This window comes from Paenibacillus sp. GXUN7292, assembly GCF_050864975.1.
Taxonomy (GTDB): domain Bacteria; phylum Bacillota; class Bacilli; order Paenibacillales; family Paenibacillaceae; genus Pristimantibacillus.
Genome location: NZ_JBOZWO010000041.1, coordinates 34,670 through 54,945, shown reverse-complemented (window position 1 = coordinate 54,945; position 20,276 = coordinate 34,670). Strand labels below are relative to the sequence as shown.

The 20,276-nt window shown below is 42.9% G+C and carries 20 protein-coding genes; 17 read left to right on the top strand and 3 right to left on the bottom strand.

All coding sequences use genetic code 11. The features are described from left to right. The first annotated feature begins 852 nt into the window (after positions 1 to 852). Entirely contained in the window at positions 853 to 1,335 is a 483-nt protein-coding gene (locus tag ACRRU2_RS23905; protein WP_432505550.1) for a glutathione peroxidase, read from the top strand. 232 nt (positions 1,336 to 1,567) lie between these two features. Here ACRRU2_RS23905 and ACRRU2_RS23900 read toward each other — a convergent pair whose 3' ends face one another. Both ACRRU2_RS23900 and ACRRU2_RS23895 read right to left on the bottom strand, forming a co-directional pair. Further along, a complete protein-coding gene (locus ACRRU2_RS23900) occupies positions 1,568 to 2,758 on the bottom strand; it encodes an SLC45 family MFS transporter (RefSeq protein WP_432505548.1) in 1,191 nt (396 codons plus the stop codon). 1 nt (position 2,759) lies between these two features. After that, positions 2,760 to 3,500, bottom strand: a complete 741-nt coding sequence (locus tag ACRRU2_RS23895; protein ID WP_432505546.1) for a glycerophosphodiester phosphodiesterase — start codon at positions 3,498 to 3,500, stop codon at positions 2,760 to 2,762. A gap of 440 nt (positions 3,501 to 3,940) precedes the next feature. Between ACRRU2_RS23895 and ACRRU2_RS23890 the strand changes: the two genes are divergently transcribed. From ACRRU2_RS23890 to ACRRU2_RS23880, 3 genes are all read left to right on the top strand, one after another. Continuing rightward, positions 3,941 to 4,144 (top strand): cation transporter, encoded by a 204-nt coding sequence (locus ACRRU2_RS23890; RefSeq protein ID WP_331702109.1) that lies wholly within the window; start codon positions 3,941 to 3,943, stop codon positions 4,142 to 4,144. Between the two features lie 437 nt (positions 4,145 to 4,581). After that, positions 4,582 to 4,749 carry a hypothetical protein gene (locus ACRRU2_RS23885; protein WP_331702111.1) on the top strand — a complete coding sequence of 56 codons (168 nt, stop codon included), beginning with the start codon at positions 4,582 to 4,584 and terminating at the stop codon, positions 4,747 to 4,749. Positions 4,750 to 4,799: 50 nt separating this feature from the next. Further along, a complete protein-coding gene (locus ACRRU2_RS23880; RefSeq protein WP_432505543.1) occupies positions 4,800 to 5,651 on the top strand; it encodes a DUF421 domain-containing protein in 852 nt (283 codons plus the stop codon). 111 nt (positions 5,652 to 5,762) lie between these two features. On the opposite strand, the gene ACRRU2_RS23875 is transcribed toward ACRRU2_RS23880, so the two are convergent. Next, complete coding sequence (locus ACRRU2_RS23875; RefSeq protein WP_331702113.1) at positions 5,763 to 6,455, bottom strand: YhcN/YlaJ family sporulation lipoprotein; 693 nt, start codon at positions 6,453 to 6,455, stop codon at positions 5,763 to 5,765. 470 nt (positions 6,456 to 6,925) lie between these two features. On the opposite strand from ACRRU2_RS23875, the gene coxB reads away from it, so the two are divergent. The 13 genes from coxB (at position 6,926) to ACRRU2_RS23810 (ending at position 20,238) form a co-directional block, all read left to right on the top strand. Further along, entirely contained in the window at positions 6,926 to 7,975 is a 1,050-nt protein-coding gene (gene coxB / locus ACRRU2_RS23870) for a cytochrome c oxidase subunit II (RefSeq protein WP_331702114.1), read from the top strand. A 77-nt stretch (positions 7,976 to 8,052) separates the two neighbouring features. Beyond that, positions 8,053 to 9,900 (top strand): cytochrome c oxidase subunit I, encoded by a 1,848-nt coding sequence (gene ctaD, locus ACRRU2_RS23865; RefSeq protein WP_432505558.1) that lies wholly within the window; start codon positions 8,053 to 8,055, stop codon positions 9,898 to 9,900. Further along, on the top strand, positions 9,897 to 10,514 hold the full coding sequence (locus ACRRU2_RS23860) for a cytochrome (ubi)quinol oxidase subunit III (protein WP_331702116.1): 618 nt from the start codon (positions 9,897 to 9,899) through the stop codon (positions 10,512 to 10,514). Before ctaD ends, ACRRU2_RS23860 begins: the two co-directional genes overlap by 4 nt. 3 nt (positions 10,515 to 10,517) lie before the next feature. After that, entirely contained in the window at positions 10,518 to 10,835 is a 318-nt protein-coding gene (locus ACRRU2_RS23855; protein ID WP_331702117.1) for a cytochrome C oxidase subunit IV family protein, read from the top strand. A 192-nt stretch (positions 10,836 to 11,027) separates the two neighbouring features. Next, positions 11,028 to 11,936 (top strand): cytochrome c oxidase assembly factor CtaG, encoded by a 909-nt coding sequence (gene ctaG / locus ACRRU2_RS23850; protein ID WP_331702118.1) that lies wholly within the window; start codon positions 11,028 to 11,030, stop codon positions 11,934 to 11,936. A gap of 39 nt (positions 11,937 to 11,975) precedes the next feature. Then, positions 11,976 to 12,437: a DUF420 domain-containing protein gene (locus tag ACRRU2_RS23845; RefSeq protein WP_432505540.1), complete on the top strand. Its 462-nt coding sequence runs from the start codon at positions 11,976 to 11,978 to the stop codon at positions 12,435 to 12,437. Between the two features lie 385 nt (positions 12,438 to 12,822). Further along, a complete protein-coding gene (locus ACRRU2_RS23840) occupies positions 12,823 to 13,551 on the top strand; it encodes a hypothetical protein (RefSeq protein ID WP_432505538.1) in 729 nt (242 codons plus the stop codon). 18 nt (positions 13,552 to 13,569) lie between these two features. Further along, a complete protein-coding gene (locus ACRRU2_RS23835) occupies positions 13,570 to 13,953 on the top strand; it encodes a GntR family transcriptional regulator (protein WP_331702122.1) in 384 nt (127 codons plus the stop codon). A 36-nt stretch (positions 13,954 to 13,989) separates the two neighbouring features. Beyond that, complete coding sequence (locus ACRRU2_RS23830; RefSeq protein WP_432505535.1) at positions 13,990 to 14,889, top strand: ABC transporter ATP-binding protein; 900 nt, start codon at positions 13,990 to 13,992, stop codon at positions 14,887 to 14,889. A 53-nt stretch (positions 14,890 to 14,942) separates the two neighbouring features. Next, on the top strand, positions 14,943 to 15,845 hold the full coding sequence (locus tag ACRRU2_RS23825) for an ABC transporter ATP-binding protein (protein WP_432505533.1): 903 nt from the start codon (positions 14,943 to 14,945) through the stop codon (positions 15,843 to 15,845). Beyond that, a complete protein-coding gene (locus ACRRU2_RS23820) occupies positions 15,838 to 17,145 on the top strand; it encodes an ABC transporter permease (RefSeq protein WP_331702125.1) in 1,308 nt (435 codons plus the stop codon). The genes ACRRU2_RS23825 and ACRRU2_RS23820 overlap by 8 nt, the downstream gene beginning before the upstream one ends. A gap of 520 nt (positions 17,146 to 17,665) precedes the next feature. Continuing rightward, positions 17,666 to 18,430 (top strand): hypothetical protein, encoded by a 765-nt coding sequence (locus ACRRU2_RS23815; protein ID WP_432505531.1) that lies wholly within the window; start codon positions 17,666 to 17,668, stop codon positions 18,428 to 18,430. Next, positions 18,427 to 20,238: an FAD-dependent oxidoreductase gene (locus ACRRU2_RS23810; protein WP_432505529.1), complete on the top strand. Its 1,812-nt coding sequence runs from the start codon at positions 18,427 to 18,429 to the stop codon at positions 20,236 to 20,238. The genes ACRRU2_RS23815 and ACRRU2_RS23810 overlap by 4 nt, the downstream gene beginning before the upstream one ends. The last annotated feature ends 38 nt before the right edge of the window (positions 20,239 to 20,276 follow it).

Below are 20,276 nucleotides of genomic sequence, written 5' to 3'. Positions count from 1 at the left end.
ATATTTCATATACATTTGGCCGAAAAGGCCCGAAAATCGCGATTGTATATGAAATTTCATATAGGAATGGTCGGTGCCGCCTGGAAATGGCCAAATGTATGCTAATCGAGCTCTCACGCATCAAAACTAACTACATTTTCTGTACTTAGTTTTGAGAAATATGACGTTTTTATGATACTAAAGGGAAAAACTGCATCTAGTTTGGCGCAATTCGCAAAATTCAAGGTAATTTAGTAAAACTAGATGCATGAAATACATTTAGAATCGTTTTTTCTATAAAAAGGATGAAACTAGATGCACAAAATGTACTTAGCCACCACGAGCATTTGCCCATTCTTCATTGTATACTTTTCAACAAACCCGATTTCTCAAGATTAATTCTTAAGAAGTTGACTAGGCCGCAGTAGGTTGACTAGGTGTTCTTTAGGCTCCACTTGTTCAAATTCGCGCCCAAACTCTCTTTGTGCACCTATTATTACTCCTTCGCAGCCAGCAGCCAACATACTATATCTAGCACGCACATAGCACACAACAGGCACCTAACACCCAGCACATAACAAGCACCTAACACTCAGCACACAACAGGCACCTAACACCCAGCACATAACAAGCACCCAACACTCAGCACACAACAGGCACCTAACACCCAGCACATAACAAGCACCCAATACTCAGCACGTAACACGCAACACCGAACATCCAACTACCTATACCAGCAGTGAAAAACTAAATTATGAACAAATGCAACACCAATTACCTTAAGATTTATCTTCTGAAATTAATCCGCGAAAGTTGAGATAAAAGAATCTTTAAATTTCTTCTTAAAATTGATATGTATGAGGTGAATGCCAAATGTCGATTTATACAATTGAAGTAACTACGATTGCAGGACAAAGAGAGACGCTGGAGAAGTACAAAGGAGATGTGCTGCTGATTGTGAATACCGCTACAGGCTGCGGCTTTGCACCACAGCTGCGCGGCTTGGAGGAGCTTTACAAGGAGTATAAAGACAAAGGCTTTCGCGTGCTGGGCTTTCCTTGCTCGCAATTTGCCAATCAAGAACTGGCCAGCAATGACAAGATTGCAGAGGTGTGCGAGCTTAACTTTGGCGTAACGTTTCCGATGCATGCAAAAATTGACGTGAAGGGCGATAATAGCCATCCATTGTTTCAAAAGCTGACTGATGATGCGCGCGGAGTGCTCGGTTCGAAAAATATTAAATGGAACTTTACGAAGTTTCTAGTCGATCGCAATGGTTCTGTTGTGAAGCGATTCGGCTCCACAACAGAACCAATACGCTTGAAGCAGGCAATAGAGAAGCTGCTTCAAGCGTAAGCGGATTGGGGCTGACTGCTCATAGTAGGCAACGGCTCATAGTAGGCAACGGCTCATAGTAGGCAACAGCTCATAGTAGGCAACTACCCGTTGTAGGCAATTACTCATTGTAGGCAAATGTTCATTGCAGACAACTATTCATGATGCAAAAGAAAATCCAAACTTGCTCGCTGTCTTTTTCTTTTGCTTGTTTAATCTGCATGATTCGCCGAAGTATGCTTTCTATTGCTTGTTAAGTTGCATTCGTAACAGCTGCTGAATTATCTTTTACTTTTAGCAACAGCAGCAAAGCGATGACCATGCCGCATGAGGCGATAATGAACAGCGCAGCATAGCTGAACCAGTCAATCATTAGACCCATCAAGACAGGAGACAGTATTGCCGCGAGAGATGATGCGATATAGTAGATGCCTGTTCTTGCGCCAATGCTTGATTCTTTGCCGAGCGATACGACAAACGGGTAGGAATTAATATTGATGCAAGCCCAGAATATCCCGCCGATCAGCAGCATTATGCGCAGCAGCAGCAAGGAATCTATCAGACTGATAAGGCCAAAAACAATAATCAAGCCGCACACGCCGATCATAATGATTGGTTTTTTGCCGAAGCGGTTACCGAGCAAGCCGCTCGGTATAGCTGCCGCTACAAAGGCGACGGAAAAAAAGGCGAGCGAGAAGGTCGCCTCGCTATCGGTAAGCCCCAGCTGATTTTTGCCGTATAAAGTAAATAGCGCTTCAACTCCTTGATAAGAGAAAAACCAGAAAAAGATCGCGCCCAGCAAAAATAATGTGGGACGGGTCCATTCCCTTTTGTACGAGCCGAACGAAGGTTGTTTGGCTTCTTCAGCGGGAGTATAGTTAATGACATCTCTTTGTTCTTTAATTACTTTAAGCAAAACAAACAAGCAGATTAGCGTAATAATTGCTGATGCTAAAAAAGGCAATGAAATATGCTTGTCGTAGAGTATCGCGCCCCCGCCAAAGGCAAGAATAGAGCCGAGCCCGCCCATGAAATTAATAATGCCGTTAGCCTGTGTCCGTTTGCTCGGGATCGTTATATCAGGCATCAAAGCAACGGTAGGAGAGCGGTATAAGCTCATCGACAAGTTCATAAGCACCATAAAAATAATAAGCAGCAGAAGGCCGTTATGCCAAGGAATAAGCGCACCAAACAAGGCGGCAAGCGGCATCCCAATCAAGAGAAAGGGCATTCTTTTGCCAAATCTTGTTCTTGTCCGATCGCTTTTGCGGCCGATAAGAGGCTGAAGAATTATCGCGAAATAATTATCGATAGTCATCATAAAGCCGATAAGTGCTGTGCTCGTTAAAAATTTTTCAAGAAATAAAGGCACAAATGCGTTATACAAAGCCCAAGTAATGCTGATGCTGAAAAAGCCAAGCCCTAACAGCCAAGTTTTTTTCATACTATCCCTCGCTTTGCTTCGCTATAATATTGGCCAGCCGATCAGGATAATCCGTAATAATGCCAGCTACTCCTGCTTGCAGCAAGCTTTGCATTTCTGCTTCGTCATTGACGGTGAAAGGATGATAGACGACCTGATGTTCCTTTGCTTGGGCCACCCATTCTGGGAGAACCGCATATTTAGGAGCATGCAGAGCGGTTGCGCCAAGCGATTTGGCATACTTCCAAGGCTCATATAATCCTTCCATATACAAAATGCCTGTTTTTATATCTGGTGCAAGCTGATGGCAAAGAAATAAGGAATAATGATTAAAGCTGGATATAATAATTTGTTTTTCCATGCCGTAGTTGTGGATTAATTCAATCATTTTGCTCTCTAGATCAGGATATTGCACGAAGCCGTTTTTTAGCTCGATATTAATGATGATTTCAGTGCCTTTTGTGAGCTCAAGCAAAGCTTCAAGTGAAGGAACTCTTTCTCCGGAAAAGTCAGGGTGGAACCAGCTTCCTGCATCAAGCGTCTGCACTTCCTCCCACGTAGTATGGGCAAGCAGCTTATTCAAGCCCGCAGTGCGTGTAAGATATTCGTCGTGCATAAGCACCAGCTGGCCATCCTGTGTCATCTGCAGATCAGTTTCAATGCCTGTCGCTCCCATTTCAAGCGCTTTCACAAAAGCGGCCATTGTATTCTCAGGACAATATCCGCTTGCTCCGCGGTGAGCGAATATAATTGGTTTTTTCATCGTATGTAAGCATCCTTTCCCTTTTACTGTAATATCCTATAATTTTAGTTTATGGTTCTGTAGTTGGATAATAGCACAATCAGTTACATATTCCTAGTAAAGATATCGTAATCAAAACGGGCAGAAATTCGGCTGAAAACTCACTTTACATACCTTGGGGGGTAAAGTAAAATGGACGTATTACGATACCCCATGGAGGTATAATAATGAATTCAAACATGAAGTGAGACAGTCCTTGCAGTATGAATGAAGAACAAGATTGTCATACTAGCTCAGAGAGAATGAGTCATCAATTCCGAGTGGACAAAGCAAAACCAGGCCAAACGATTGAATCGGATTGAAGGCCAAATTCGCGGATTGAAGCAGGGGAGCATTGAGGTCATTGATGAATTGATGACAACTGTTAATCGCTTAATGAAATAATGAGAGGAGAGTTTATCATGAGTCAAGCAATATTGAAGGTAGAAGGCATGAGCTGTGGACATTGCGTTAATTCAGTGGAGAAAGCAGTAGCAGAGGTTGGAGCAAGCGCTAAGGTTGACCTTGCGGCCAAGCAAGTTACGGTTGACTATAATGAAGCAATCGTGAAGCTGGAAAAAATTGTAGAAGCAATTGAAGAACAGGGCTATGACGTAGCCGGATAATGCTTTATGAATTGGACAGGGCTTAGCATTCGCTTATGATTAAGCGAGCGCTAAGCCCTTATTGTATTTAACCTTTTATATATGATGCGCCATGATGCTTCCCATAGCAGCAGTATGTTGCAATGCGGTGAGACTTGCACTCCAAAACAACGAAAGCCCTGCCTCTCTTCCGTCCTTACGGCTCCAATGACCGCGCCAGTATGAATCAGAACTGCTACATAATACGATTGTGAGATGTTTCGAATTGACAGTAAAATCAACAAAGTGGGATAAATTGAATATTACTGAGGGATTAAGTATTCGAGGTTAAATGATCTAATAAATAACTATAGCAGAAAGTAACGGAAAAAGCAATTGTTATATTTGTAAATTTGTAAAATTCTTATGTTATTGTTTTGTAGAAATGTCAGCCCTTTCACGCTTTCGCAGGGCGTTAAATGAGATTTGTTAAGGAGCATGTCAAGATGGTCAATCTGCTAGTAGAAGATCTTTGGGAGAAGCTTCAGGAATCGCCTCGTTATCAAGCCGCGATTGCAGTAAACTCTATGGAGGAAGCAAATAAGGCGCTCCTCAACCTTGATTTAACAAAATGGATGTTATCCTGAATGATCATAGAAATTACTGGATAAGATAAATGTTAAGAGGTGAACCCTGAATGCCAGATTGGTTAGAGGTTATTTTAAGAACATTAGTAGCGATTGTGGTATTGTTTTTTATGACAAAAATTTTAGGTAAACGACAGCTGTCACAGCTATCTTTGTTTGAGTACATAACGGGTATTTCAATAGGCAATCTTGCAGCCTATGTTTCGTTGGATTTGGACAACCTTTGGTTTTTGGGCTTAGTGTCTATTGCTGTATGGGTAGCTGTTTCGGCCAGCATGGAATTTTGGACTATCAAAAACAGACGAGTCAAAAACTTTGTTGACGGTAAAGGTACCGTTTTAATCAAGGATGGTCAGCTGATTAGAGAAAATTTAAAAAAAGAAAAGCTGACGGTTGACGAATTACTAAGCCAACTAAGGCAAAAAGATGTTTTTGCTATTGCAGATGTAGAGTTCGCAGTAATGGAATCGTCTGGGGTCATCAATGCTATGCTTAAAAAAGAGCATCAGCCACTTACAGGTGACATGCTTGGCTGGAAGATGAGCAGTGAGCAGCCGCCACAGACAGTCATTATGGATGGCATCATGCTTGACGGTCCGCTAGGCATTGCTGGCTACAGCAAAGAATGGCTTGATTATCAACTTGACCAATACAAAGTTAACATGGAAAATGTTTTAATTGCTCAAATTGATACAGATGGCCAGTTAAATATCAAAACGGCGGATGGTAAAACCTATCCTGAGGATCAAAAGGTAAGGCCGCAAAAAAAAATTCAACAGCTTACCCACCAGTTAGAGCTCGAATTGGAGCGCTTAGGGCAATTTGCACGCAATGACAGCGATCGTCAGCAATACGAAGCAGCGCTTAATAAGGTGCGTTCTATGAGCAAGAGCAAGCTGTGAAAAAAGCAAATGTTAGATCAGGTCCTTAAAACAGGTAAGGATCTGATCTAACTACATCAAACCGCATATATAATAGAAAGAAAAATTCTGCGTTCCAAATGTTGTCTTGTTTTACTGAAAAGGCGCGGGCTCTTTTACACCATCGGCAAAATAATATTGTACAGTTGTGTTGAAATCGTCAAGCCAAGGCGTAAGCGGTCTGCTGCCCCAAGCTTCCCGGGCGAACTGCACAAATTTATTCACAAAATCCATGTTGGCGGAAATATGCACTTCTTGTACAGTCGGAGCTAATCTGCGCACTTCCAGAGCAATCGTCTGCTTTAGTTCTCCGGAAATGTTTTTATGGTCCTTTACCGTAAAATCAGAATTGTAATAACGAGCCAATGCGCGCGGCTTATCGGGCCTGCTGCCATTGCTTAGCCCATATATTCCTGAATAGCTGCTGTCATTGTTTTGTACACGTTTGTCATTGTCTTTTGCAGTTCTTGTGCCGACAGCGCTTTGATCAAGCAAGATTGCAACATAAGCATTTTTGTCAGTCAGCATAACCGTAGCGGAACCTACACCGTACAATGTGCTTATTTTGGAGGAAATTTCATTGCTGTATTCGAAAAATGCGTTATTATGCTGATCCGGCGAAGGGTTGGCAGAGCCATATGCTTTCCCGCCCTGCACTTTAGGATCATTTGATTTCCGGCTGCCGTAATCATAATTTGTATTTTCAACCTTCACCTTGTCTGAACAGCCAATGAGGCCAGTGCTAACTGCCAAAAGGATGAGTACAAGCGATGCTATTTTTTTCATGATGGCTTATGCTCCTTCACAAATAAATGATGCAGTTAGTTTTCAATCATCAGCATGTAATTATACACATCATGTCTATACATAATTGTCCATACTTTTGGCGAACAATGTAGGAGTGAAGATGAAAATGAGAAGAGGATATGAAGGATTTTGCAATCGGATAAGTCACAGATTAATTTAAAGAAAGGAAATGCAAGCAGCTATATATTTATGAAGCGGTGTCAAGCTATCCGCGGTATAAGGGAAACGTGCGTGAAATAAGCCATAATTGCAGTCATAGCGCGATTTTGACAGCTTTGAGAACAATTTGTGAACTCTCCGTGGAACATTGACAAATAGGGGGTTCAACTTTATATTTAATAAAGTGATTCAATATGCAGAAATTGCAGAAACAGCTGTGTTAGACGCAACTGGCCGCATGCCACGATTAGAATTGGCAGTTGCGAAAAAGTCAAAAGTGGGGTTGATGAATGATGAAACGGTGGCAGTTTGTAAAACGGCTTGCGCCGCTAATGGCTCTTATGACATTAGTGCTAGCGGCATGCGGACGGGAAGACTTGTCTGCGCTTAATCCGCAAGGACCTGTAGCGCAAAAGCAATTTGACCTGATGGTGCTGTCCATATCTATTATGGCGCTAGTTGTCGTAGTCGTGTTTGTGCTTAGTATTTATGTTATTATTCGTTTCCGCAGACGCCCTGGAGACAAAAAGATTCCTGTACAAGTCGAAGGGAATCACAAATTGGAGGTTATCTGGACGGTAATTCCAATTATCTTGCTTGTAGTTCTTGCTGTTCCTACCCTTCAAACGGTATTTGGTTTGGGTAAGGATTATAGCAATGATCCAGATGCAGTTAAAGTAAAAGTAATTGCTCACCAATACTGGTGGGAGTTTGAATATCCTGAATTGGGTATCACGACTGCACAAGAACTGGTAATCCCTGCAGGAAAAAACATTGCGCTTGAGTTGACATCTAATGACGTTGTTCACTCCTTCTGGATCCCTGCGCTTGCAGGTAAGATCGATACGAACCCTGGAGCTAACGTTAACAAAATGTACTTCTCCGCACCAAAAGAAGGCGTTTATCTAGGTAAATGTGCTGAGCTTTGCGGTCCTTCGCACGGTTTGATGGATTTCAAGGTGAAAGTAGTAAACCAATCTTCATTCGATCGTTGGACAGCAGCTATTCAGGAACCGGTTGCAATGCCAAGCGACCCAGGAATCGCTACAGCGCTTGAAAGCCAATGCTTGACTTGTCATGCTATTGGAACAGAAGGCGGTAAAGCATATCCTAACCTTACAGGTATCGGAAGTCGCGAAAGCGTAGGCGGTATTCTTGTGAATACAGACGATCCGAAGTATGAGCATGAAGGTTCAATTTATGACAACTTATACAAATGGATCAAAGACCCAGAAGCAATCAAGCCGAAAAACCACATGAGTGGGGCATATGATTTAACTGATGAAGAAGTTAAAGGCATTGCCGACTACTTGTCGAAGCTAACGCTTGATTTTGAATAATAATTCATCTTTGATCGAAGGAGGTAGCTACCTTGGCTCATGCACATGCTATGCCAGCTAAACGGTACACAGGAATTATGGATTGGCTGACTACAGTAGACCATAAAAAAATCGGTATATTGTATTTGATCGCGGGAGGTTTGTTCTTCCTAATCGGCGGTTTGGAAGCCATTCTTATACGTATTCAGCTATGGAAGCCGCTCAATAACTTTGTAGGTGCGGAAACATACAACGAGCTGATTACAATGCACGGAACAACAATGATATTCTTGGCGGCGATGCCAATTATATTTGCGATTATGAACGCAGTTATTCCGCTTCAAATCGGCGCGCGCGACGTTGCGTTCCCTTTTCTTAACTCACTAGGCTTTTGGACGTTCGTATCAGGCGGGGTATTGCTGAATGTCAGCTGGTTTACAGGCCATGTGCCTGACGCAGGCTGGACTTCATATGCTCCACTTGCCGGCACTACATACAGTGGCCATCATGGTATGGACTACTATGTGCTAGGACTTCAAATTGCAGGTATCGGTACACTAATCGGAGGTATTAACTTCCTAGTAACAATTATCAATATGCGTGCTCCTGGTATGACATTTATGCGTATGCCGATGTTTACTTGGGCAGCATTTACAACATCTGCTCTAATCCTATTTGCTTTCCCTGCGCTTGCAGTAGGCTTGGCAGCACTTATGTTTGACAGATTGTTCGACGCTAACTTCTTTAACCCGGATATGGGCGGTAACGTTGTACTCTGGGAGCATATTTTCTGGATTTTCGGACACCCTGAGGTTTACATTTTGATCCTTCCGGCGTTCGGTATCATATCAGAAGTAGTAAGTACATTCTCCCGCAAGCGTTTGTTCGGATATAGCTCCATGGTATTTGCAACATTGCTGATAGCGTTCCTTGGCTTCATGGTTTGGGCGCATCACATGTTCACAACGGGTATGGGACCAGTAGCGAACTCCTTGTTCTCAATAGCAACGATGCTAATTGCAATACCAACAGGTATTAAAATTTTCAACTGGATATTCACCATGTGGGGCGGTTCGATTACGTTCCCTACAGCAAACCTGTTCGCGGTTGGATTTATCCCAACGTTCGTAATGGGTGGGGTAACAGGTATTATGCTATCTGTTGCACCAGCGAACTTCCAGTATCACGATTCCTATTTCGTTGTAGCTCACTTCCACTATGTTATCGTTGGGGGTCTTGTGTTCGGCTTGTTCTCAGGTCTGACATTCTGGTGGCCAAAAATGTTCGGCCGCGTGCTTAACGAAACGCTTGGAAAATGGACATTCTGGACTTTCTTTATCGGTTTCCATTTGACATTCTTCGTTCAGCATTTCCTTGGTCTAATGGGTATGCCTCGTCGTATTTGGCAATATCTCGACGGTCTAGGATTGACTGAAATGAATATGATCAGTACTGTCGGCGCATTGCTGATGGGTGTTGGTACAGTTATTTTTGTTCTAAATGCTATTATTACTGGCTTCAAGCCAAAAGGTGTCGAGAATGACCCATGGCATGATGGCCGTACACTTGAGTGGTCTATTCCATCTCCGCCACCTGAGTACAACTTTGCTCAAACTCCATTGGTACGCGGCTATGACGCTTACTGGAAAGAGAAAATGGAAGGTCACAAAGGCATGACGCCTGCGGAACCAATTGGCGATATTCATATGCCAAATCCGTCCATTCTTCCTTTCATCATGGGTATCGGCTTGTTTATCGCAGGTATTGGCTTCATGTATGCTCCGGATTGGGGTACTTTGTTCGGCAACTTCAAGAGTGGTCACGCTGTAGGCGTTTTGGGATTGGTCATTACTTTCGGATGTATGATTGCACGTTCTATGATCGACGATCATGGTTTCCATATCCCGAAAGAAACAGTACTTAAAGATCAGGAGGGGAAAGCATGAGCGCACATACGCATGTAGATGGTCAATTGCCTCATGAGCCAGAAAAGGCGACCCTCGAGGGTCGTAATAAAATTTTGGGCTTCTGGTTGTTTCTAGGTGGAGAAACTGTGTTGTTTGGAACATTGTTCGCAGCGTTCCTTGCATTGCGCGGTCAAGTTCTTGACGGTCCTTCACCTGACAAATTGTTTGACCTTGGTCTTGTTGCATTGGCAACTGGTATATTGTTGACATCCAGTTTGATGAGTGTATTTGCAGTTAATGCGTTGCATAATAGAAATGAGAAGTCGCTTATCAATTGGTTGATTGTTACGGTTCTTCTCGGTCTTGCCTTCCTTGTGTTGGAGATTTATGAGTTTAGTCATTATCTAAGTCTTGGACACGGATTTACGACAAGTGCCTTCAGCTCCTCCTTCTATACATTAGTTGGTTTCCATGGAGCACACGTTTTGCTAGGTATTGTTTGGATTTCACTGCTGATTTTCCAATTGAAAACACGTGGTCTGAACACGACTACAGCACCAAAGGTGTATGTAGCTAGTATGTACTGGCACTTTATCGACGTCGTATGGGTATTCATTTTTACCGTCGTTTACTTGATGGGAAAGGTGGGTTAATGTATGACAAGTCAATCGGCTTCAAATGAAAACAGAAAAGAGCAGCATCGTGTTGAAGGCCCTAAAAAGCATATTGTCGCTTTTATCTTTTCTGTATTGCTTACACTAATCGCATTCGTTACAGTAGCGAGCGGCGAGATTAATACCGATTTTGTTTACATTATTCTTGTTGGTACAGCTATACTTCAAGTATTCATACAGCTAGCCTTCTGGATGCATATGAAGGATCGCGGACACACATTTGCTATTATTGGAATTTTGGGCGGCGTGTTTGTAGTTCTGCTATGCGTAGTTATGGCTCTTGCTTGGGTATGGTGGTAATAGCTCTTCAAGAAGATGTGCCGTCACAAGAGAGGGTCCCAAAGCTTGGGTCCCTCTTCTTTTTAGGAAAATGTATAAGTTTCAGAGCAATAGTTGTTTAACTTTGTGAAAATTGTAGTTAGTCCTCAGGCGGGGACCTATAAATGCGCAGCATTTAACTCATCCTCGTTGCAATAGAAAGGAGTCTTCATCATGCTTGGCTTACAATATTTCAAATGGGAAGAGCTTTGGTCACCGCTGTTTATTTTCGCTATAATCGCAGTTAATATTTTGTACTTCTACGTGATAGGCCCGTGGAGAGAGAAGCATTACCCGCAAGAAGAGCCTGTATCCGGCAATATGAAATTTATGTTCGTTATTGCTACTGTTCTGATCTATTTATGTCATGGCGGACCTATTAAATTGCTAGGGCATTTGATGTTTACTTTTCATATGGTCAGTATGGCAATTTCCTATTTAATTGTACCGCCGCTAGTATTGCTATCCATTCCAAGCTTTGTATGGAAGCATATATTCGCAAAACGTTTTTGGCAAAAGCTGAGCTTTTTGATGCATCCTATTTCGACGCTAGTATTGTTCAATCTACTGTTTTCCATTTACCATTTGCCATTCGTACATGATTATGTCATGACCCATTTTACGATCCATCGCTTGTATTATATTGTTTTGTTTATTGCCGCACTTATGATGTGGTGGCAAATCGTTACTCCTGTGAAAGAGTGGACACGTCTTACCGATGTGAAGAAAATGGCCTATATTTTTGCTAATGGAGTATTATTAACGCCTGCTTGTGCGCTAATTATTTTTGCAAGTACACCTTTATTCGCAACATATAGCGATCCTAATGTGTGGGCAACTGCAATGGGCTATTGCTTGCCTGGCGATACCAGCTATTTGCTTGATGAATTTAGCGGCCCTCAGTTTTTTAATTTCCTTGATGTGCTTGAGGATCAGCAGCTAGGCGGATTAGTTATGAAAATCGTGCAAGAGCTAATGTATGGCGTAATTCTTGCTTATATATTTAGACAGTGGTTCAAACGTGAGCACGCAGATGATGATGATAGCTATACGGAGGTTAACTCCAACCCAGGTACTGTCTAATAAATATGCCATTGAGGCGAGTTTTGGAGTGTGCATCGTATGAATACTTTTAATTTATTGCCAACAATAAGCACATTTTTTATTGCGTTAAGCGCTGTATTAGTAGCTATTGGCTGGAGGCTGGCGATTAAGCGCAGGCTGGAAGAGCACCAGAGAATGATGGTGTATGCGGCTGTAGCGGCTATTATATTTTTCATCGTGTATTTGTCAAGAACCGTATTTATTGGCAACACGCCTTGGAGCGGTCCGGACAGCGTAAAGCCGTTTTATATTGTATTTTTGCTGTTTCATATTGTATTAGCGACCGTGGCAGCCGTATTCGGCATCATGACGTTGACGCTTGGATATAAGGAAAAATTTGCCAAGCATCGCAAGCTGGGCAGAGTCACTTCTGTTATCTGGTTTATTACGGCGATTACAGGCGTGTTTGTATACTCGCTATTATATTTGATCTATCCGGGCAATGAGGTAACTCCTTTGCTGGATGCCATTTTCGGCTAATCAATTCTAGTCGCGACATATGCAGCTCAATCTCTTTGGAGATGGGCTGCATTTTTTTGTTTTATGTCGAAGGTATTGAGGAGGGGAGAGCAAGATTGGAACTGGAGAAGCGGCAGCGTCCGCCTTTGTATGACAACTTTAACCGTTACAGGTTTTGCATATTCTAAAAAGTTGGCGTACAACAGCGGTCGGAAGTCCAATCTGCAGCGCAGTGACGATTTTTACCTTCTTGTAAAAAATAGATAAAAAAATGTTTGACAGTGTATATAAGTGTGAGTATACTGTGTATAAAGATATATACAGTATATAAACATTAAATAAACAGTAACAAGAGAACGACTGTGAAACAGAACAGCTGCAGTCACTTATGAAAGGAAGAGCGCTAATGATAGGAACATGGCGTGGAGCATTGATTCTTACAAAGCACGAGTTGAGCAGAAGCTTGAAAAGCTACATACTCGTTTTATTTTTTTTAGTATATCTCATCTTTTTCCTGCTTCCGATGCTAAAAAGCATACTGGAAGGCGAGAAGCATATTGCATTAGAGTGGGCGGTGGACTTTTTATTTTATACAATGCTGCCAACGATTGGACTCCTTTGCGGCAAGCTGCAGCTGCAATATTGGAAGTCAGATCCTTATTCTAAAAAAATGGCCATTTGGCGCACGATGCCTATTAGCTCCAAGCAAATTGCACTTGCCCGTTATTTACAAGTATTATTCGGAGCAGTTGTGACTCAGGTTCCTTTATTTACAGCCTTTTACATTATGATTCATTACAGCAGCATTCAATTGCCAATCTCAACATTTATTGTATTTTCCCTTACATGGTTCAGCATCAGCTTAATTATTACTTACTTAATTATATATTTGGAGCTAGGCTTTACTGGAAAAATGTATAGTGTCATTTATAGCTTGTTCATGGTTGTCGTAATGGGCTTCACAATGCTGTATGTAGCTCTTTTTAGAGTGAGTATGGTAAAACTGAGTATTAACACGATCAGCAACGGCAATTATTGGCCAGCTGTTATAGCGGCAGCAGCTGCAACACTGGTATATGTTTTTGGATTAAAAGCGTTAATCAGCAGATTGAATAAGAGAGAGTATATCGGTTGATAGAAAGCAGGTGAGGCAATGCGGCTGCCGATTCAAATCAATGAGCAGAGCGCTGAGCCGCTCTACCATCAAATCAGTGTACAGCTGCGCGCGCTTATCGTAAGCGGCCAGCTGGAGGAGGGCATGCTGCTGCCTTCCATACGCGAGCTGGCTCAATCGGTAAAGTGCAGTGTGATTACAATAAAAAGAGTATACAGCGATCTTGAAAATGAAGGTTTGCTGCGTACAAGGCAAGGGATGGGCACCTACGTAAATAAAGTTAATCCTCATGAGCTCGACAAGCAAAGACTGGCGGCAGTGAGGGAAGAGCTGGAGGAGGCTGTAAAAGCTGGGCAGCGCGTGCAATGCACAAGACAAGAGCTGGAGCAGCTGATGACAGAAGTGCTCGATAAATATTTTTAATAAAGACATGATAGCGGAAAAGAGGAGGTGGATGAATTGAGTTCTGAATTCGCAATATCGTTCCATAATATAGAGAGGAAAAAGCCGAATTTTAAGCTCGGACCGATCACACTGCAAATTCCAAAAGGATACGTTACAGCTATTGTTGGCCCGAATGGCAGTGGAAAAAGCACCTTGTTTCGCATATTGCTTGGTATTTCCAAGCAGGACTCTGGAGAGGTAATATTGTTTGACGAACCAATAAAGCCAGAGTCTAATGAGGCATATAAGCAGCGGATAGGCTTTCTGGCAGAGACGCCCTGGGAATATGAGGACGGAATGAAGGGCAGGCAAAAGGCTGAATTCAATCAGCACTGGTACAGTAATTGGGATATTAATTACTATCAACAGCTCGTTCATCAGCTGCAGGTAAATGACCATTTGCAAATGGGTAAAATGTCAAAAGGCATGCGAAGAAAGCTGGAGCTCGTTATTGCAATGTCGCACCATCCAGAGCTGCTGCTGCTTGATGAGCCGTCATCCGGTCTTGATCCGTTGGCATGGAAGCAAATGATCGAAATATTGCACCGCTATATGGACACGGGTGATCGCACCTTGCTTATGACGACCCACATTATCGATGAAGTGAAACGTCTTGCCGATTATATCGTATTTATGGATCAAGGCAAAGTATTAGGCACCTACGAAAAGGATGAGCTGTTCAGCAGCTGGTTCACGTTTTTTATAAATGGCGAGCAGAATATAGGATCGCTGCTTAAACAAATGCCTGGCGTTCGAAAGATCGATCATGCTGGCAATGGTTATTTTACAGTTACGACTGACAACGCGATGGAAGCTGAGCAGTGGTGCAATCAGAAGCAGATCCCGATTACCAGCAAACAATCATTGGAGCTTGACGAAATTATGAGCATGCTGCTTCTGCAAGGTCAGACATAATAGGCAATTATTCCGAATTAGTAAAGAGTACATGATGCGAAGGGAGTATTACAATGAACCCATTAGTAGTTGAAGGAGTAGTAAAGCAGTACGGGGAGAAAACAGCAGTCAACAATATTAGCTTCGAGGTTAGCGCAGGCGAGATTTATGGCTTGCTAGGGGCAAACGGCGCCGGAAAAACAACGACGATGCGTATGGTGCTCGGACTCATCTATCCGGACCAGGGAAAAATTCTATACAACGGCAAGCCGTTCACGAATGAGAATTTAAGACTGCTCGGCTATTTGCCGGAGGAACGCGGTCTATACCCCAAAATTAAAGTGAGTGAGCAGCTTATATACTTAGCACAGCTGCGCGGCATGTCTCGCAAGGAAGCTGACGATAATTTAAAGTATTGGCTTGATCGCTTTGAGGTGCCTGAGTATTATAATAAACGCGTTGAAGAGCTGTCAAAAGGAAATCAGCAAAAGATCCAGTTTGTCGCTGCTGTCATTCACAAGCCGCAAATCGTTATTTTGGACGAAGCATTCAGCGGGCTTGATCCAGTTAATGTAGAGCTTCTCAAATCTACTGTTAAAGAGCTGCGCGACTCTGGCACAAGCATACTTTTCTCAACGCATCGTATGGAGCATGTGGAGGAGCTTTGCCGCAATATTACGATATTGGACCGCTCTAACACCGTGTTAAAGGGCAATATCCGCGAAATTAAAAAGCAGTTCCCTAGAGAACGTGTCGTATTAAGCACAGAAAAAGAAGTAAGCGGCCTTGAAGCAATTGCTGGGGTCAACAACGTTGTTCGTAATGAATCCGGTTATGAAATTATGATTTCGAATGAAAATGTCGCTGGCAACATATTGCGGCATGCACTTGGCCAATCAGAAATTTCTAAATTTGAAATTAAAGAGCCAACATTGAATGAAATATTTATTAAGACGGTAGGTGAGCGTAATGAATAGTTTTTGGACAGTTGTCGGGTTTACAGTTCGCAACAAAATCAGAGCAAAAGCGTTTCTTATTACTACATTAGTCATTGCATTAATTTTAAGCATAGGGATTAATTTGCCGTACTTTTTCAAAGAGTTTAATATTGGCGGCGGCGATAAGCTGACGACAGTCGGGTACGTTCAGGATGCAGCCGGCAGTGAAACAGGCGCTAGCCTGCAGAAGCATTTTGCAGCAGCTGAAGGCTCTAATCTCGAGCTAAAAGCATATGCGGATAAAGGCTCAGCAGATGAGAACGAGAAGCAGCTTAAAAAAGCAATTGCTGATGGCGAAATTAACGGATACCTGGAATTCGGCGCATTAGCTGAAAGCGGCTTTCCGGAAATGACCTACAAAACTGAAAAGCTTTTGGAATATGAAGTGCAGGGCAAGCTTCAAGGTGCTTTGCAGCTGATTCGCCAGGAGTCTATCCTTAAGGATGCTGGCCTTACTGCAGAACAAATGGCATTGCTGAATGCGCCGATCAATATCGCGACCGTACAAATTTCCGCTACTGAAGGCGCCGGCAGCATTGGCGATGGCAAGACGGAAGGCGAGCAAGGCGTAAATATGGGCATTATCTACTTCATGATTATTTTGCTCTTCATGGCTGTCATGATCTCTGGGCAATTAATTGCCTCGGAAATAACAGCGGAGAAAAGCTCACGCGTTATGGAAATTCTCATAACAAGCGTAGCACCGCTTAAGCAAATGTTCGGTAAAATTTTCGGTATGTTCGTTGTCGTAATTTTGCAAATCGCTGTATATGTTGCAGTTATCGTTATCAATTTGTCACTGCCGCATAATCGTGATGTTATGAAAGGCTTCAATATTAGCCTGGATATGATTGATCCAATGCTGTTAATTTACTCCTTGCTGTTCTTCCTAACCGGCTTCTTCCTATTTGCGACCATGTTCGCAGCAGTAGGCTCGCTAGTAAGCCGTACAGAGGATCTTGGGCAAGCAGTAATGCCTATCACTATTCTTTCGCTAGCTGGCTTTTATATTTCAATCTTCAGCATCAGCTCGCCGGACAGCATGCTCGTAAAAGTAACATCATTCATTCCATTCTTCTCGCCGTTTGTTATGCTGCTCAGATTGGGATTAACAGACCCGCCAACCTGGCAGGTGCTGACTTCCATCGGGATTTTGCTAGTATCGATCTACATCTCCGTATGGATCTCTGCAAAGATCTATCGTACAGGCGTATTGATGTATGGCAAGCGTCCTAGCTGGAAAGAAATCCGTAAAGCGATGAAGGCCTATAAGGTTTAATTGCAAATTAATAAATAAAATGTGTTGAGCAAAAACAGCAACCCAAAACAGCTGATCATTATGATCGGCTGTTTTTCTTGTTTTTATATTTTAATACATCACTACGTTAGAAAGATAATGGCAATTCGTATAAATGGATGGTGTCACTTATGTAACGTTCTAATGGAGATAAACAAAAGAATTATGAACTCGTTTCGATTGAAGTATCTTCTTCTGCTCCCCGTTGAAAGCTCAGTTCATTTCTTTAGAAATTTCTGTACCATTCCTAGATGAGGTTCGCTTCCATCTAAGTCGTTTTCAAAAGCTCGATCAATGAATCTGCATTTGGTGGGTGCTTCTTGTGTTTTTTGTCTCATTCCTGAACATTTTCTCTAGTTTCATGCATATTTTTCAGATTCACGCATTGTTAGAATGATCACAGATAGATAAATGAAGACTACTAATTAAGGAGCTAATCTAAATGGGTCTAGTTAAGTCTTATCAAACTCTAATATGCGGGGCGACGTTTGCAGGTATCGGGATGGGTATCTCCGAGAATTCCTCTTGCCTGATTGTGGAGCCTTCCTCAGGAGTAGGAAATGAGTTTATTGCTTGTATGAATTCTGGGGAGAGCTGGGGGCAATCTCCACTGGAAGATCATGCTCTTGATCTAATTTCAGACATGACTAGTCGGAATCTATTGACGTCTGATGGCAGGGTTCATCTCCCAGGTCTACATCCGCTATTATGCGAGCGCATACATAGGCATAAACTGAATGTTCTATTCCTAACCGATATCGTTAAGGTGGAGAAACTGCAGTGTGAATATGAAGTCACTCTCCATAATGTAGCAGGATTTAATAAGATTCGTGTAAAGAGGATCATCGATACTACTTCTACTTGTTTATCCAGAACAGATTGGAAAGTGCCGATCATCTCGAAACGGATCAATGCTTATGTGGATTGTTTAGAACAGGCTGCACAGCCGCCAGACTTATCACGTCACCCGGATGTTGAGATTCATCAGGGGAGATTTGATACTGAGTTTATCTTTAAATTGTCGATATCCCCGGATGACGATTGGCCTAGCGCAAGGCGTAAGCTGAATGAATATTGGGAGAATCGACCAGAGATTCTACAATCATGGCGATTAACAACGATCGCGAGCGCGTTCGAGTTCAAGCAAGAATCACTTGAGTGGAGCAGCGATAACTGGTTTTGGAGGCCATCTAATGCATTCGTTAATCCAGTTCTGGCTTTCAATTCACATGTGAATTCATTCGTTAGAAGGGAAGGGCTTCAATGATTATTTCGCATAAGATTAACGATCAAATTGTTCAGACACCATTCGAAGACCAGTCTTCGCATTGCTACGACGTAATTGTAGTTGGTCTTGGGACTGCGGGAGCAATATCGGCGATAGTGGCTGCGGAGAAAGGACTTAAGGTACTCGCTATCGATAAGCTCAGTAGCATGGGCGGTTCCGGTACAGCTGGTGAGGTATTATCATATTATTTCGGTTCGAGAGGCGGCAAATTCGAGGAGATTGACAGTAAAGTTACATCATATAGATCGGACCTGTATACACCATCGGTTGGAGTAAATGGTGAGATAAAGAAGTATGTCATGGAGCAGATGGCTCTGAAGGCTGGGGTGGACATTCGCTATGAGTCAAGTGTAACTGGAATGCTGCTTGAAGGCACTAAAGTTCTCGGGATCGAGTATTTCAATGCAGATGGCTTTCATTATCCACGCAGCTCTGTTGTCATTGATTGTTCCGGTGACTCGTATGCGTGCGATCTTGCTGGATGTGAGCTTCGCGAAGGAAGAAGCGCCGATGGGAAGCCGCAGCCATATTCAAATGTGGTTGTATGGCACGAGAAGGGGCGTGTTCGCAATTTTTATACTGATTCTGGCTATGTCAATCCTAGTAGCGCGGAGGATATGTCCCGAGCAATCGTGGAATCTGCTATAGTGAGCACGCATCTGAAGGAAACCTATACAGACGAGAAGAGGTGGCTGCGCGTAGCGACCATGCTCGGAATACGTGAAGGACGATGTATTGTATCGGAAGATGATATTACATTTAAGAATTTCCTTGATAATTCTGAGACAGACTGCCCCGTATTTCATGCTTATTCCAATCTTGATACACATAGTAAGGACATCGCATTAGAAAGCGAGCACGTACAAGATTGGCTAGTCGCTAGCGGATTATGGTCGCAGAAATTCTCGGTTCCTGTTCCGTATGGAGCGTTCATACCAAAGGGCTACGACGGAATTCTTGTCGCTGGACGCAATATAGGAGTCGATCATGATATCGCTAGCCATGTCAGAATGAAGCGCGATGCTCAGAAGTGTGGCGAGGTAGCTGCACTCGCTTCCTATCTAGCCATTAAGAATGGCAGCTCTATCCGGGATGTAAGCTATGTGGAATTACTGGAGCTTCTGCAGGACAGCAGTTGTTATGAAGAAGGCTCGATTATAAGCTGGTTGATTGATCCAGCGGAGATTATGGAAGGACTATCGGGGGATAAGCCAGGGATTGCAATCTGGTCAGCTCGCAGATTGGGTGAGCCAATCGTAAACAGTTTGTTGAATTGGGTGAATACAGAAAATGAGAATCTTCGTAAGCATGCTGCAATTGCTCTTGGATTGATTGGGAATTCGCAAGCTCTACCGGTGCTGAGACAAATTGTTAGAGAGAGAGACCCATATGTTCCGCAGACCAGCCATCTATATAGTCAAGCACGCGGCTTCGCGGCAATTTATCTGATAGGCAAGCTAGGAGACGCTCAAATGATCTCAGATTTGATCGATATCCTAGAGAATGCTATTCCTTACGAGTATGAATCAAACGACCGCTCACTCGTCTATGACGACCAGGACATTCACTTTCAGTACTTCTCTTATGTCTGGACAGCCTTGCTGAGAATCGGGGAGTGCCATCCTGATTCTAGAGAACGCATTGAAATCGCGCTGCATCGAGTACTGGGGAGAAGCGACTTGAGTCTGCAGTTTTCCTTGCATGGTGAGTCTGGAATTAAGCATAGCATGCAAGATTCGCTAAGGAGTATCGCACAAAACTATTTTGAAAGTTGGAATAGAAATTGATATCGATAAATAAGGGAACTCTACATCGTTTGCTGATT

Excerpts from the sequence above, each read along its gene's own strand:
- ACRRU2_RS23905 (WP_432505550.1), top strand. The coding sequence starts at position 853 with ATGTCGATTTATACAATTGAAGTAACTACGATTGCAGGACAAAGAGAG.
- ACRRU2_RS23900 (WP_432505548.1), bottom strand. The coding sequence starts at position 2,758 with ATGAAAAAAACTTGGCTGTTAGGGCTTGGCTTTTTCAGCATCAGCATT.
- ACRRU2_RS23895 (WP_432505546.1), bottom strand. The coding sequence starts at position 3,500 with ATGAAAAAACCAATTATATTCGCTCACCGCGGAGCAAGCGGATATTGT.
- ACRRU2_RS23890 (WP_331702109.1), top strand. The coding sequence starts at position 3,941 with ATGAGTCAAGCAATATTGAAGGTAGAAGGCATGAGCTGTGGACATTGC.
- ACRRU2_RS23885 (WP_331702111.1), top strand. The coding sequence starts at position 4,582 with ATGAGATTTGTTAAGGAGCATGTCAAGATGGTCAATCTGCTAGTAGAA.
- ACRRU2_RS23880 (WP_432505543.1), top strand. The coding sequence starts at position 4,800 with ATGCCAGATTGGTTAGAGGTTATTTTAAGAACATTAGTAGCGATTGTG.
- ACRRU2_RS23875 (WP_331702113.1), bottom strand. The coding sequence starts at position 6,455 with ATGAAAAAAATAGCATCGCTTGTACTCATCCTTTTGGCAGTTAGCACT.
- coxB (WP_331702114.1), top strand. The coding sequence starts at position 6,926 with ATGATGAAACGGTGGCAGTTTGTAAAACGGCTTGCGCCGCTAATGGCT.
- ctaD (WP_432505558.1), top strand. The coding sequence starts at position 8,053 with ATGGATTGGCTGACTACAGTAGACCATAAAAAAATCGGTATATTGTAT.
- ACRRU2_RS23860 (WP_331702116.1), top strand. The coding sequence starts at position 9,897 with ATGAGCGCACATACGCATGTAGATGGTCAATTGCCTCATGAGCCAGAA.
- ACRRU2_RS23855 (WP_331702117.1), top strand. The coding sequence starts at position 10,518 with ATGACAAGTCAATCGGCTTCAAATGAAAACAGAAAAGAGCAGCATCGT.
- ctaG (WP_331702118.1), top strand. The coding sequence starts at position 11,028 with ATGCTTGGCTTACAATATTTCAAATGGGAAGAGCTTTGGTCACCGCTG.
- ACRRU2_RS23845 (WP_432505540.1), top strand. The coding sequence starts at position 11,976 with ATGAATACTTTTAATTTATTGCCAACAATAAGCACATTTTTTATTGCG.
- ACRRU2_RS23840 (WP_432505538.1), top strand. The coding sequence starts at position 12,823 with ATGATAGGAACATGGCGTGGAGCATTGATTCTTACAAAGCACGAGTTG.
- ACRRU2_RS23835 (WP_331702122.1), top strand. The coding sequence starts at position 13,570 with ATGCGGCTGCCGATTCAAATCAATGAGCAGAGCGCTGAGCCGCTCTAC.
- ACRRU2_RS23825 (WP_432505533.1), top strand. The coding sequence starts at position 14,943 with ATGAACCCATTAGTAGTTGAAGGAGTAGTAAAGCAGTACGGGGAGAAA.
- ACRRU2_RS23820 (WP_331702125.1), top strand. The coding sequence starts at position 15,838 with ATGAATAGTTTTTGGACAGTTGTCGGGTTTACAGTTCGCAACAAAATC.
- ACRRU2_RS23815 (WP_432505531.1), top strand. The coding sequence starts at position 17,666 with ATGGGTATCTCCGAGAATTCCTCTTGCCTGATTGTGGAGCCTTCCTCA.
- ACRRU2_RS23810 (WP_432505529.1), top strand. The coding sequence starts at position 18,427 with ATGATTATTTCGCATAAGATTAACGATCAAATTGTTCAGACACCATTC.